Origin of the sequence: Psychrobacter okhotskensis (assembly GCF_013248965.1) — a bacterium.
GTDB lineage: Bacteria > Pseudomonadota > Gammaproteobacteria > Pseudomonadales > Moraxellaceae > Psychrobacter > Psychrobacter okhotskensis.
Map to the genome: position 1 here is coordinate 1 of NZ_JABRVQ010000027.1, position 13,089 is coordinate 13,089.

At 43.9% G+C, this 13,089-nt stretch carries 14 protein-coding genes; 3 read left to right on the plus strand and 11 right to left on the minus strand.

Features of this window, described 5'->3' with window-relative positions:
- Window positions 1-764: 764 nt before the first annotated feature.
- The 4 genes from HQR03_RS11975 to HQR03_RS11990 all read right to left on the minus strand — a co-directional run bounded on the left by HQR03_RS11975 (window position 765) and on the right by HQR03_RS11990 (window position 3,566).
- Window positions 765-1,448: a hypothetical protein gene (locus HQR03_RS11975; RefSeq protein WP_244952027.1), complete on the minus strand. Its 684-nt coding sequence runs from the start codon at window positions 1,446-1,448 to the stop codon at window positions 765-767.
- Between the two features lie 201 nt (window positions 1,449-1,649).
- A complete protein-coding gene (locus HQR03_RS11980) occupies window positions 1,650-2,561 on the minus strand; it encodes a mechanosensitive ion channel family protein (RefSeq protein ID WP_004733146.1) in 912 nt (303 codons plus the stop codon).
- Window positions 2,558-3,232, minus strand: coding sequence for an HdeD family acid-resistance protein (locus HQR03_RS11985; protein WP_228723215.1), 675 nt, complete (start codon window positions 3,230-3,232; stop codon window positions 2,558-2,560). The genes HQR03_RS11980 and HQR03_RS11985 overlap by 4 nt, the downstream gene beginning before the upstream one ends.
- A gap of 67 nt (window positions 3,233-3,299) precedes the next feature.
- Window positions 3,300-3,566 (minus strand): hypothetical protein, encoded by a 267-nt coding sequence (locus HQR03_RS11990; protein WP_173240329.1) that lies wholly within the window; start codon window positions 3,564-3,566, stop codon window positions 3,300-3,302.
- 955 nt (window positions 3,567-4,521) lie between these two features.
- Between HQR03_RS11990 and HQR03_RS11995 the strand changes: the two genes are divergently transcribed.
- Together HQR03_RS11995 and HQR03_RS12000 are read left to right on the plus strand one after the other, a co-directional pair.
- On the plus strand, window positions 4,522-4,812 hold the full coding sequence (locus tag HQR03_RS11995) for a type II toxin-antitoxin system Phd/YefM family antitoxin (RefSeq protein WP_087813576.1): 291 nt from the start codon (window positions 4,522-4,524) through the stop codon (window positions 4,810-4,812).
- Window positions 4,809-5,063, plus strand: coding sequence for a Txe/YoeB family addiction module toxin (locus HQR03_RS12000; RefSeq protein ID WP_087813577.1), 255 nt, complete (start codon window positions 4,809-4,811; stop codon window positions 5,061-5,063). The genes HQR03_RS11995 and HQR03_RS12000 overlap by 4 nt, the downstream gene beginning before the upstream one ends.
- Window positions 5,064-6,157: 1,094 nt before the next feature.
- On the opposite strand, the gene HQR03_RS12005 is transcribed toward HQR03_RS12000, so the two are convergent.
- The 7 genes from HQR03_RS12005 to HQR03_RS12035 form a co-directional block, all read right to left on the minus strand.
- A complete protein-coding gene (locus HQR03_RS12005; RefSeq protein ID WP_173240331.1) occupies window positions 6,158-7,159 on the minus strand; it encodes a DNA-binding protein in 1,002 nt (333 codons plus the stop codon).
- Window positions 7,160-7,418: 259 nt separating this feature from the next.
- Entirely contained in the window at window positions 7,419-7,583 is a 165-nt protein-coding gene (locus tag HQR03_RS12010) for a hypothetical protein (protein ID WP_156410068.1), read from the minus strand.
- A gap of 29 nt (window positions 7,584-7,612) precedes the next feature.
- Window positions 7,613-7,858: a BrnT family toxin gene (locus tag HQR03_RS14345; protein WP_082637987.1), complete on the minus strand. Its 246-nt coding sequence runs from the start codon at window positions 7,856-7,858 to the stop codon at window positions 7,613-7,615.
- Window positions 7,855-8,082, minus strand: coding sequence for a type II toxin-antitoxin system RelB/DinJ family antitoxin (locus HQR03_RS12020; protein WP_058368521.1), 228 nt, complete (start codon window positions 8,080-8,082; stop codon window positions 7,855-7,857). The genes HQR03_RS14345 and HQR03_RS12020 overlap by 4 nt, the downstream gene beginning before the upstream one ends.
- Before the next feature lie 83 nt (window positions 8,083-8,165).
- Window positions 8,166-9,122 carry a replication initiation protein gene (locus tag HQR03_RS12025; RefSeq protein WP_058368520.1) on the minus strand — a complete coding sequence of 319 codons (957 nt, stop codon included), beginning with the start codon at window positions 9,120-9,122 and terminating at the stop codon, window positions 8,166-8,168.
- A gap of 326 nt (window positions 9,123-9,448) precedes the next feature.
- Window positions 9,449-9,619, minus strand: coding sequence for a hypothetical protein (locus HQR03_RS12030; RefSeq protein WP_156410067.1), 171 nt, complete (start codon window positions 9,617-9,619; stop codon window positions 9,449-9,451).
- A 198-nt stretch (window positions 9,620-9,817) separates the two neighbouring features.
- Window positions 9,818-10,159 (minus strand): hypothetical protein, encoded by a 342-nt coding sequence (locus HQR03_RS12035; protein ID WP_025652650.1) that lies wholly within the window; start codon window positions 10,157-10,159, stop codon window positions 9,818-9,820.
- A 262-nt stretch (window positions 10,160-10,421) separates the two neighbouring features.
- On the opposite strand from HQR03_RS12035, the gene HQR03_RS12040 reads away from it, so the two are divergent.
- A complete protein-coding gene (locus HQR03_RS12040; RefSeq protein ID WP_102091619.1) occupies window positions 10,422-13,070 on the plus strand; it encodes a MobA/MobL family protein in 2,649 nt (882 codons plus the stop codon).
- Window positions 13,071-13,089: the final 19 nt, after the last annotated feature.

The following is a 13,089-nucleotide window of genomic DNA, read 5'->3' on the forward strand; positions in this document are numbered from 1 at the left end:
TGAGTATTTGAGTATTTGAGTATTTGAGTATTTGAGTATTTGAGTATTTGAGTATTTGAGTATTTGAGTATTTGAGTATTTGAGTATTTGAGTATTTGAGTATTTGAGTATCACATCGCTTCTTTGGCTATGATAGTTATCAGCTATATTAGTTTTGTAAGTACTAGTGTCGCCCCTGATCCATTTTCTATATAGAACACAGCAGCTTTAAGGCCATGATCAGTAGCAAACTGTATGAGCTTGTTCTTGGCACATTTGGCATTTTGCTCTTTGGTTGACGCTCTAAGTAAGATACGCTCTGATAAACATAAACACCTAAAATAGTCTGTTATAAGTAGTTCCACTACACCAGTCTATTTTAGGTGGTCTATTAATCGGTTTTTGATGCCTTTTAAATGGTTCCGCTGGGATATACCCCAAGAGAACCCACCAAGCAGACCTCTTAAGCACTGTTCAATTCAATTGTACTGCTACAATTATGGAAGTTTGTAATGTTAAATCCAGACTTAATAGAGGGTTGGCAGACAAACGTGAAAAATCCGCCAAAAACAGCGTAACCCACTGCTTTATATAGCAAAATTAGACTTTCTTTGAGCTGCGGCCACCATGATGCAAGGCAAGCAATATTATTCGCAACTGATGCGTTGTCGGCTGCTTGCCGGGGCACCTAACTTGGAGATTCAGCGGGTCGGTAAATGATGGCGGTTGGCACATCATGAGAACGAAGGTTGGTTCCGGGAATTGTTGGTGCGAATGGCGGGCGGTTATGTCCTTGCATCATCTTTCGAATCTCCTTTCTTCTGTTTATTGTTGGCTGCATTTGCGTCTGGCTTGGACTTTGAGTGCTCGATGTCGTCCAGCCGCTCGATCTTGCGTGAGTTCGCCATGATCCTTTCTGCAGCCGACCGAAGCGCTTCAGGGTCGTTGTCGCTGCTGATGTCCGAACGCATCGCAATCGTGACTTCAGCTACGGCATGCATCACCTGTTCTGCGTCATTGCCGTTCAACTGGCCATCCTCAAGTCCATCAACAAGCAGATCAAGAACGCGTCGGAACGCTTCGACAACTGGCGCGCTGCCGACAACGGCAAGCTTGTGGCTGATGACCCTGAGTTCATCAATGAGCGCAAAATCATGACGTTCACGCTCCACGATTTCAGCAACCTTTTCGATGACGCGCATATATGTGTCATGCTTTTGTTGAAAAAGAAGAACTTGCCCTTCTTTTCTTAACTCAAGCTCAGTCTGGCGATTGAGGAGCACAGCTGTCAGATAGATAGTGGCAGCTGCACCCAGGAACACTAGGATCATCTCTTGGGCAAAAGGAACGTTTTCACCAACAAAGTATAAGCCGCGGTAGGCTGCGTAACCTACGCCCACTAAAACAATGGAAATTACCAGGTAGGCGACGTCCCTGCCGCGAAAGCTCGTCTTTACCGGTGGCTTCATGGGTTGGCCTTTCTTAATCATGGCTGTCGTTGCCTAGCGAACGGGTGTCAGGGGCAGGTTCGGTCTCCTTTTCGGGCCGCAAGAGAATAGGGGTTGGTCCAGAGCCAAATACATTGAACCCATCCCGCAGACAGCGCTCGAAAATCGTTTCATCCCAGTTCGAGAAATCTCTTTCCACTTCATATGTATATTTTGGCCGTGTCATTGGGCACCAGCCGGAGCTTCGATCCGAAAGGCAGGGGCTTTTCCATCCTTGTCCTGGCCGGCATAAAGCGTCAGATGCGGATAAGGGATTTCGATGCCAAGTTCGTCGAAGCGCTGTTTTATCCTGTGCAGATATTCGCGCCGGATTGACCATTGCTCACCTGGCAAGACCTTGAGGCGAAGACGCAGGATAACCGAAGAGTCACCCAACGTTTCGACCCCAAAGACCTCTGGCTCGGCTAATATTCTCGTTGACCAGGTTGTTTCCGAAGCTAGCTCACGGGCGACACTCTCCATAACGTTCAATGCCTCCTGAAGGTTTTCGCGATAGGCGACACCGACATCGATTACGGCCATCGAATAGTCCGTTGTCTTATTTGTCAGATTGGTGATGGCTCCGTTGGGCACATAGACCACGTCACCATTGAGTTGACGCAGGCGCACATAGCGCAACGTCATCTCTTCGACTTGGCCTGCCACACCGCCAATATCCACGATATCCCCGATGCGGAGTTGCCCTTCCAGCAACAAGACCAAACCCGAAAAATAGTCTTTTATCAGGCTCTGCGCAGCAAACCCCACTGCGATGCCGCTTACCCCCGCAGTCGTCAGGATCGGTGCCACAGAAATGCCAAGGATTGAGAGGGAAATGGTCACGGCCAAGGCCCACACGACCAGCCGACTGACGAAACGGATCAGACGAAAAGATGTTTCAATGCGTTTGACCTCATCTGCAGATCTCTTGGAAGTGCGGGTTCTTTTGCTGATGCGTGTGATGGCCCGCGAAAGCACTGCGGACACGAGCCACGCCACGGTCATGACGAGCACAATCTGTGCAACTGTTTGGGAAACGGAAATAAGGCCGGATAGGAGCTCTGCCTGTGTGACCTGCAAATTCAAAAAATTCATTTATATGCACTCCCTATTATTCTGCAACGAAAGGTCGGCTGGCGCAGCGCTGCTTCTCTTTTTTTAAAGGCAGCCAGGTCCTGTGACGTGCCTGGCCGCCGTTCTCGCGTTTTAAGTGGCTGTAGTTTCGGCCCCAGCGTGTCGTCCGAAGCGCTGACTTTCCGAAGCTTCAATGCCAACAGGATCATGGTTACACCGAAGATTGCGGCATAGACGCCCAACAACCAACCGAGGGCCAGAATACTGCCTGCGGGTGTCGTGAACAAGACCCATGTGACGGCAGCGCCAAGCAAGATGGAAATGACACCGCTGAGGACGAGCAACCATTCCCCCTCGATTTCCTTACGGAGCCGAAAGGCCGCGACGATCTCCATCACGCCGGATGTGATCGACCAGAATGCAACCATCGTCCAGAGAAACACGGTTAACACGAGTGTCGCGACGAACGGGCTGACCAGGACGATAAGCCCGGTTGCGATGCCAAGGAGGCCGCTGAAGATCAACCAGCCCCAGCTTTCACCCTGACGCATGTTTTTATAGCCCGACCAAAGCCCCAGTACGCCATCCGCAAAGGAGTAGGCACCAAACACAATGGTCAGTGTTAGGACCGCTTCAGCGGGCATCAGCCATGCCAGGGCGGCAAGAATGACGGCAACGATGCCGCGCCACAGGGAAGCCTTCCAGTCGGCTTGGGAAACAAGTCTTGGAAAACCACACTCTGCGTTATGATATGGTAGCTCATGAGAAGACCTGTTTGATGTTCAACTGTTTATTTTGCAACAACATTTTAGCACGCAATAGGCCTTTGTGTGGTGAATAATTCAGGTTAGGAGTATGAGGGAGCAGAATCACCCGTTTTTCGGACCAAGTTTCCATGCCAAAATGGCAAACACTCCCTCCGGCCAATTTGACGGTGCTAAAAAGATTCGATTTGTCCCCAGGCGCATGGCTGCGGGAGACGCGCCGTGGCTTCTTGGCCGATGCTTTATCTTTCGAAATAGGCATGCTGGGGGTTCCACGTATCACTCGATGGTGCCTCAAGGGAATCATCCAACTGAGTTGTCGCTCTCCAGGAAACTGTCACCCCATGTCTTGGGAGACATCACCGCGATCGGGGGCAGGAGAAGCGGAATTTGGTTCACGCCGGATGGCATTCACCGTCAGCTCGACGAGCTACGGATCGACTTCGGCTTCTGCCAAACCATGGAGTTTAACGAGCTTTGGCCTCATGAGTACAGAGCGGTACTCGCCCAGAAGCGCTGGCGACAGCAGGTAAAGCAATGCCCTCGACAACATCGCATCCAGGACCGACGCTACCGGACTGTCGCCGGAATCCGCATCAGACCGGCGACCACGACATTCGTATCGACGACGAATACGGGTGGGTTCATTGCGAGCCCTCCTCCCTGTACCGCTGTCAGCAAAACACACTGGATCCCCGCGTTCGCGAAGATGACGACGCGTAAGTCAGCGCTATACCGGTCTGCCCCTGGTCTTGCGGCGCCGCAGTGAACCGCCCTGAGATTGTCGGAGACTCAACATCCTGAGAGAATACGACAATAAAAAAATAAAACTACGCCCTTTGATCTTTATTTAAAGGCATCACAACGCCATATAAAAATCGATTTAATGCAGTAAGGCTTGATAATAACCATTATATTGCATTCATAATTGCTTTTCTGCAAAATGGTATGAGTATATGAGTATATGAGTATATGAGTAAAATTTGTTTCTTTCGACAATATAAGGCGGCAAACGTGCCAAGAAATTTAAACTAAGATCAATATGTCAGCTTTCATATGTACGTTTTAAAAAGATACATGAAGACATATCAAATTATCCCTTTGCTTCTTACTAATATATGTACAGATATAAGTACAAATATAGTATATACTAGTATAACATTCAACCTATAATGATAGGTCATATAACCAACATAATTAAACGTGGAGTAATTATTATGGACGTTGTGAACTACACTGATTTTAGAAAGAGCTTAGCAAAGTATATCGATAAGGTAGACACTGATAAAGGCCCGATATTAATTACAAGACAAAATGCTAAACCGACGGTATTAATGAGTTTAGAAGAGTTTAACTCGTATGAGGAAACACTGCATCTTTTAAGCAGCCCTACCAATGCCAAGCGTCTCAGACGCTCTATTGCTGATGCTAAAGCTGGTCGCTTGATTGAACGTGAGATTGATGCCAAAGATATGCCACTCACTTTTGATGATGAGGTAGACGCTTGATACTATCTTGGACGGAAGACGCGTGGGAGGACTATGAGTACTGGCAAAGAACCAGTAAAGAGAAAGTCAAACAGATCGGTAAGCTGATTAAAGCCATCAAACGTGACCCATTTAAGGGTATTGGCAAACCTGAACCACTCAAACATGACCTTGCAGGCTACTGGTCTCGTCGAATTGATCAAGAGCATCGGCTGGTTTATGAAATTCAAGATGATGCGATCATTATCGTCCAGTGCCGTTATCATTACTAAGCAAAGGTATAACAGCTCAAAAAGTGCCTGATTTATAATTAGGCACTTTTTCATAGTGATAGGTAGTTAGTTAATGTCCAGAAACGTTCTTTAATTCTTGAGACATCTCAGCAATCAACTGACGCGAGTACTTAGCCACGATTTGTATTTCAGAATAGCTATGGTCAACCTTTAAGAGACTTGCGATGATTTGACGCTTCTTAGTAACGGGTCTACGGCTTCTATGTTTATTTTCTGCTTTAGCCTAAGTAATTTAAAAATGCCCTAGATATTAAAAACCTAATCTATATGACAAACAAAAAAATGCCTCTGGGAGTTGACTCCTAGAGGCATTTAGTTTTTAATGTAATTAACGGTTACAGTGTGCGTCAACACCCTGTAACGAACAAATAAGCATACGCAGTGCGTTATTTGAACAGCATTAAATGCCCGTGTAGGTGCATTTTATCCAAAATATGCTTTCATATCAACCTTATTCACTATACATTTTAAAAACTGCTTGTTCGCTCGTTACCTCCTTGTGCTGCTCTCTCTGTAATTGTTACCCGTCAAATGGGTGGCAGGCCTCGGCGACGACTGCGTTTGACAGAAGGGTAAAGCTCTCGACAGGGGGTTCTAGACATATTGAGCAACGCAATGAGTGGTTACTCGTGCATATCGTAGCGGTATATTGGGTTTAGGCCCTTGCTAGCGTATGACAGCACAGTAGCGGTTAAGAGCGTGTCTAGGCGGTGCTATCAGCCGTAATCTTAACAACCGTAGCTTGATACAGTGATACGGTCTTGATGACGCGATGGGCGATGAAGTCGGCATGACTAATCACATCAAATCCAAGGAATGCACTAAAGCGTTTGTGAGTGTTTTTATTATACTCATAACTGCTTTAGGGTGAGTGTTCCTTGAAATCTGCTCAAGGCTCCAAAATCAGCATAAATTCACTTAGGCTAACTTAAGTAGTATATAGCCCACTAGGCTATATACTATAAGAGTCCAGAGAAAAATTTAGAATAGTTAATATACAACAATCACTTATTCAGTGAGTCGATATTGTCATGGTTGATTCATAAGCTTAGTGTGAATAGAACGGGATTGACTTATTTATTGTTAATTGTCTCTCGCATCTTTTCAATCTCTGCAGTCAATGAGCTACTCTTTTCCTGTTCTGATTGATAGTTAATTGAAAGCTCATCATACTGCTCACTCAATGCAGTGTGCTCAGTACTAAGCAAAGTTCTCTCATGATTTAACGTGTCGTGTTGCTTAATCAGTAGCTGATGATCTGCTTCAATCTTAGCTTGATTTTGAGTAAGCTGCTCATTAATCCCTGATAACTTATCACGTTCAGCGATTATGGCCTTTAACTCTCCTTTCACTTCTGCTGTAAGATTCGTTATCTCGTTGCGCTCAATAACGACTGTCTTTAGCTCATCCTTAGTTGCTGTCAGTTCTGTTTGCAGACGCGCGATCTCTGCTTTATCGCTATTAGCAGTGGCTTCAAGCGTGGCCACCTTCGATATGTTGGCACTCAGCTCTTTTGATTGCTGATCAAAACTGCTACGCAGGTCACCAAGTTGGGCCTGAGCTGCCACTGTTTTAGCTCGTTCAAGTTCTAGCTGGTGCTGAGTATCGCTGAGTGTCTGTGTCAGCACATCCCGTTCAGCAGTCACTTGAGCCGCGGTGATAGCCGTTGCCTCTGCAGTTGCTGTGACCTCATCGAGCTGTTCTAACAAATCAGCCTGCTCACTCTCTAGGGTCTTAACCGCTTCTTGAGCCTCATCTGTCTCAGCTTGTGCCTTGGCCTTAATACCATCTAGAGCCTCCCGTTCTTTAACCAGACGATCATTGGCAATATCAATGGCCGTCTGCCACATATCTGCACCAAGCGTTTGTAAGCGTTCAGCAATGCTACTTGGTAGCTCAACCTGTCTTAGCTGCTCTTCTTGTTGGTTATCCTGACGCCAAAACTTCATGGCTTCACTGATGGTCGTGAATGATCCACCACCCAGCGCCTTACGCACTTCGGCTAAAGTAGGTTTGATACCTTGTTCGTGCAGTTGATCAGCAATAGCATGAATTTGCTGTGTAGTAATGGCCATAAATTATTGTCCTTAATTTTGTATGAGTAAATATGTAGCGTTTGTAGTATGTTGTATATAGTATAATACAATATACAATTTACTACAATATAAGGCTTAAAAAAACCTCAAGTAATCTTGAGGTCACAATCATTAGATTAGGGCTAACGATCAGTTAAGTACTCTTCTAGCGCATTACTATCATTTATTAATGATTAGCGCCTGTTTGCTTGGTTTTATCCTTAAATTTGGCAATAATACTGGCCTCAGTAAAGAACGCTTATGGTTTAATACTGCCACGGCTAACACCTGACCAGTCGGTGACTTCTGGAATGTCTGATAGATCAATGTCGTCATCATTAAGCGTTGCTAAATGCTCTAAATCTACTTGTTGCTTGGCCGTTAGTGGTGGTAGCTCGTCTATTTGATAGCTAACTTTGTTCACACTGGCTCCCTTTAATTTTTTTGACACGTCTAGCTGAGATAGATAATGCGTATAACCTCACCATTATCTATTTCTGTTTGCGTATGGGCTACCAATAGGACGGCGGTACCGTCTACTGTACCCAGCGCTTGCCACTGCTTTTCATCATTTTCATACCTGTCTTGCTGACGCAGGCATAAAAGGTCTAGAAAAACTCGGGCGGCTGCCTCAAATAATAAACGGTGCTTACGCTGATTGGTGTTTTTTTGTTCATCCCATTCAAATCTAATGCTTATCTGTTCTCTCTGTCAGTATGCTCTTTATAGATTAGCAATTCATCTTGACTGACAGCTGATACTTTCTGGTATTCAAAAGATAGCGGTACTTGATTGGTTTGCGCCACTTGGGTCAAGAACAATTTAATCGCTTGAGACGGCGTTAGACCATAGCTTTCAAACACGGCAAAAGCATTTTCTTTTAGCTCTTGATCGAGCCTGATATTATAATTAGTTGTCGTCATGGCATTACAAATGGCTTATCTGTGTACATATAATATAAACCATTTGTATAGACAGTACCAGATTAATCACTCTTTTTTCTTTGCTATGATTTTTGCTTAGGGAACGTATAACCTACCGCCAGCAAATGCTTTTTATGGGTCTTTAAAAAAGCTTCATCTCTTAATTGAGTGTGTAACCAGCTGATCACTTCTTGGGTACTTTTTCCTGAAGGCGCATAGCTACCAAATGGGGCATAGTTAGCCAATAGAGGCGCAAAACGGTCGATCTGTTTGACGGTTAAGGATGGTATATCTCTATTCTCATTATTCTGATTTAAGTCCTCCAGACTTTTTTTCTTGGTGGGCTTAGCTTTGACATTAAATTTTAGTCCTGTGACGGTACGACCACGTTTAACGTTTTCATAGGTGATTTTAATATCTGACTTTTCTGTTATTTCTTCAACGCTTGGGTTGATGACTCGACTTTTTAGGTTGTTAATACGTTCGTAAGATTTAGAAAGAGCTAGCTCCTCTCTAATTTCTTCAAGTGACATTGTCCACGAGCTCATTGCCTCATGTTTTTTGGCCAGATGGTATATATCTATTGAATATTCACCCTTCAGTTTAAGTACATCTTCTTTTTTATATTTAGTGAATGGATTATTTTCATCAAAAACCTTCAACATCAGTAGCACTTCATCTGTAAAACATAGAGACACATAGCCATCTTCATATATTGATCTGATGACCCACTGTACATTGACACGGCTACCGCGTTCATTTCTATAGCTAAAAAATCGCCTCATCATCGTTTCACTAGCATCTTTTAATTGAGTATAAGCAGAATCCACTTGAATGTTGCAAGCCTCTGCAAATGCTTTCGCGGTTATCTCTATAGTGTCTTTTTCAGTGGCATCTATCAAACGCACTACTGAACTAGCAAGCAACAGCAACCGTTTTTCATCAAGTGTCATTTCATAAAACGCTTGTAGAATACGATTTTGCATAACAACCCAATTTGCAGGGTATTTCTTCTCATATAAACCAACTTGGTTAGTCATATCTACGCCTTAATGCTCAAATCTATCTAATTGTAGCATAATACCTGCTGATTGTAGCTTTTAACCTAGCTGATTGTAGCATTAACCTAGCTGATTGTAGCATTAACCTAGCTGATTGTAGCTTTATAGATCTTGAAGCCCTTAATTGGTAAGGTCTGAGAGCGTCCTAAAAGTCTTTAAAAGTCTTTAAAAGTAAAAAATATGTTTTTATATTAAATAATAGGAAAAAAGCTCAAGAACTGACGGATTTGAGATGATAATATGAGCGACCAATCACTTATAAAACTTATCAGTAGCTCAGAATGCAATTGTCCATTTACTTGATGTTAATCCTCGTTCACATAGTTCGGATCAAGCTTGGATCTTTGAAAATCTTCAAAAGCATGGTCAAAGATATTTTGAATATCTTCGTCTGTCATTCTGGACAACCCTGTTTTCACATTCTCAATATCAGTCTCATTTTTTGTAGATAGTTTGTCTTCATTTTCAGTAGCCATTATCGACACATCTGTAAACACTTATCAAACCGTTGCTAAAAAGCCTAGAAACCACTCTTATATACGTTTTACGCTCTGTCCGATACGATGGTAGCTAAAGCTATTCTAAAACGCTTAAAACAGCCGATAACCGTCTCCTAACCTTTCGCTAATTAGTAGACGATCCAGCTGTACCTTCAATTAGGCGATTTCGAGTAGCTACTGTGATGATGAATAAATATCAAGCAATGAACCGTGGTCACTGTCCTGACTGTTTTTAGGTGGTGTAAAGCTGCTTGGTACCACCTCAGCTTTACTTTGTATTTTATTGGCAATTGCTTTCAAAAATTCACGGTGCTTTTTCAAACGAGCATATTTTTCATTATCGTGTGCGTCTAAAAAAATAGCTTGCAGTTCATGATTATCATCATCGTCTAATGCGTTGGCCAACCACTCCCCCAATATTTTATGTGCTTCAAGCCTGTCCTGATCAATCTCTTTTTTAAGAGCCTGTAATTGCTTAATCTTATTTGCGAATAAATCATCTGATATTACTGACATTACCTCATCCTTTTTTTAGCCAACTATGATAGAGTTGATCCTAGCAGTACATACATAGGTATGCAAGGTAGTAAAATACACAAGACCACATCTTTTCGTGGGCGCAGTAGTATTTTAACCCTCTGTTAAGAGCGAACTTAGGAGTTTATGTAAAAAAGACCCACAAGGGGTACTGTTTTTTTACATAAACTCCGTCGTTCGGCAGGGGGCGAACCCCCTACAACCCCCAAAAAATCATCTCTCAATATTGGGTTTTTTTGCTATGAATAATAAAGGATTTCATCTATCGGTTAGCGCTGTTAGTAAGGCGAAAAATCATAGCGTGGTGGCAAAGTCGGCTTATAATTCTGGCTCAAAACTGGTTGATGAACAGTCAGGAGTCGTCCACGATTACACCAGTAAAGCTAAAGACAAAATCTTAAATTTAGTGGACAGTGATGGTACTAAATACACGCAAGTTGTTGAGAAAAATGTGGTGCATACGGCGTTGTTAACGCCAACTATTGCTGGGGATCTAGCAGTGACACGTGAGGGTTTCTGGAATGATATTGAACGCATTGAGACTCGTAAAAACGCGCAATTGGGTACTGAGATTGATGTGATGTTTCCTGATGGGATCACCGCGGATCAGCGTATAGTTCTGGTCGAGCGCTACGCTCAAACCTTATCTGATCGCTATAACGTGCTTGTCGATGTGGCCATTCATCGGCCCCACAGTCACGAGAAACATGTGGGGGAGGTTGAAGTGGTTGAGCTGACCAGTCGTAACTTTCATGCCCATATTTTACTCTCAAGCCGTGAGATAGTAGCGGATGTTGAGGGTTATGCTTTATCAGCACGCAAGAATTGGTTGCAGTGGTCAACGGAGGAGCGGTTATCTAAGGGGTTAAACGGACGCGGCGATGAGCTTAAATATCAACGCACCCTTTGGGCGGATATGGCCAATGAGCTACTGCCTAAGAATAAAACCATTAGTGAGAAATCCTACCGTGAGCTGGGCATCAATCGTTTACCAAAAATGAAACTGGGTAAATCACTATATAAGGATATTCTCAAAGGCAATCGTTCAGTGATTCACGAGTACAACGAGACGATTGATGAGATCAATGCTTACATTGAAAAAAATGGTTTAGTAATTGAGTACGACGACAAGGGACGTATTGACCTAGAAAGCAATGAACAAGAGGTTAACGGCGTCACAATACATTATAAAAAGCGTAAACCCTTTGCGCGAATTGAGCTCAGTAATATCCGCTTTGTAGATCCTGCCGCTGAACTTGAACCCGCTATCCCTAAAAGTAACAGTCAGACGCATAGTGATGCGGCCAATGATCACGTACTTGATGAGCTTTTAGCAATCTCAGCCGACTTTGTGAGTCAAAAAAAGATGGTACGCAGCGCCTTATTTTCAACCATTGATGCGCTGCATGAAGAGTTAGCGCACCAGTCTAAACAGATTATTACCATTGATAAAAACATTAAGAGTACCCAGCGGTTCACCGAGGAGGTGGGACAGGATTTTAGTGACCCCCGCCAAAAAATGATTGAGCTTGCTAGGCAGATAAGCACAAAAGAGCAAAGTGAGGCACTAAAGGCGGCTTTAGCGTTGGTTGAGGAGTTTAGACAAGATGATACCCTACAAACAGGCCGCGCTGTTAGCCGTCTTGAAGAGCAGCTGTCACAGATTGATAAAACGGTGCTGAACAATAAAACGGTTTTAAAAAAGCTGATCCCGCTTAATAATGAAGTCATTGCTGACTACAAAGGGTTGAAGGCCACGCTAAAACCCTTTGCCGCAAAGCTGAATAAACTGGCGACTGGCTTTAAAGCTCTTGATGAGATTGATATTGAAAAATCCGACTTATCCTTACAGTGGGATCAAGCGTTTTCGGATCTACAAGATATAGACGTCACCAATAACATGGACACTTATCATAAGTTTGCCGCATTTGCAGATCTGGATGTTGAGCGCTTTAAATATCTTCAAAAAGAGCGTGAGGTGCTCAGTACGTTAAAAGCGGTAGAGATAAACGCGGATGCTGATACTCGTTTGACGGCATTGGCCGCTGATGTTAAAGCGTTTAAGACCACCAATAATGAAGACATCAAACAGTTAAAGCAGCAAATTAATACCAGTAAAAAGACTTATCAGCGCTTATCACCGTTTTATGAGCAGCGTATCGCCTTACTGGATCAAAGTGAGGCGGTGATCGTGCAAGATGATGATTTATACGATGAAATCATAAGTACCAAGACTACTCAGTTGAATGCAGATCGGCTTGAGGACTGGCGCAGCCGTACTATGGCGCTGCAATATCAGCTCAACAAAGCGCATGAGCAAGCAAAGCTTAAGAAAGAGGCTGAGCGCGCACGAGAGGAGGCTTTGATCAGGCGGCGAGAAACCTTAAAACAGAGGCGGCAGCAGGCATCTCTTAAGCGTCAGCGAATCAATGAGACCAAAGCATATCGAGATCGATTTGACAATTTAGTGGTACGGGTGCGTAACCGCGTTAATACCCTTGATTTTAAGGCCGTTGATGCACCGATCGAAGTGATCAACGCGGCTGAGGCGGTTGCCGCACAAGCATTTATATTCACTACTCTAAAACACACTGACAGCTTTACGACACTACAAAAAAGTTTACGAGACACCGATGCCAAAAAAATTGCAACGCAGGTGCAGAAGACAGCAACGACGCTATGGCAACAGCTTGAGCGCTTGCCTGACAATCAAGATAAGGTCGAGGTGTTAACGAAAATCAATGAGCGCTTTGAGCACGTTCCTGCTATCACCATAGATGGGGCAACGCTCACACAAACTGTGACAGATCACCTGCAAAAAACGAAGAACGCCATCCAAGCGCATGAACAAGCACAAACACGCCGCTACTCCTCACCACGCCCATTTTAGGCGGCATTATAATAATGAG

What these genes read in the sequence shown, in the direction of transcription:
- HQR03_RS11980 (WP_004733146.1), bottom strand. Translation starts at nt 2,561, where the DNA reads ATGAATTTTTTGAATTTGCAGGTCACACAGGCAGAGCTCCTATCCGGC.
- HQR03_RS11990 (WP_173240329.1), bottom strand. Translation starts at nt 3,566, where the DNA reads ATGCCTATTTCGAAAGATAAAGCATCGGCCAAGAAGCCACGGCGCGTC.
- HQR03_RS12020 (WP_058368521.1), bottom strand. Translation starts at nt 8,082, where the DNA reads ATGACGACAACTAATTATAATATCAGGCTCGATCAAGAGCTAAAAGAA.
- HQR03_RS12040 (WP_102091619.1), top strand. Translation starts at nt 10,422, where the DNA reads ATGAATAATAAAGGATTTCATCTATCGGTTAGCGCTGTTAGTAAGGCG.
- HQR03_RS12025 (WP_058368520.1), bottom strand. Translation starts at nt 9,122, where the DNA reads ATGACTAACCAAGTTGGTTTATATGAGAAGAAATACCCTGCAAATTGG.
- HQR03_RS11995 (WP_087813576.1), top strand. Translation starts at nt 4,522, where the DNA reads ATGGACGTTGTGAACTACACTGATTTTAGAAAGAGCTTAGCAAAGTAT.
- HQR03_RS12035 (WP_025652650.1), bottom strand. Translation starts at nt 10,159, where the DNA reads ATGTCAGTAATATCAGATGATTTATTCGCAAATAAGATTAAGCAATTA.
- HQR03_RS12030 (WP_156410067.1), bottom strand. Translation starts at nt 9,619, where the DNA reads ATGGCTACTGAAAATGAAGACAAACTATCTACAAAAAATGAGACTGAT.
- HQR03_RS11975 (WP_244952027.1), bottom strand. Translation starts at nt 1,448, where the DNA reads ATGAAGCCACCGGTAAAGACGAGCTTTCGCGGCAGGGACGTCGCCTAC.
- HQR03_RS12005 (WP_173240331.1), bottom strand. Translation starts at nt 7,159, where the DNA reads ATGGCCATTACTACACAGCAAATTCATGCTATTGCTGATCAACTGCAC.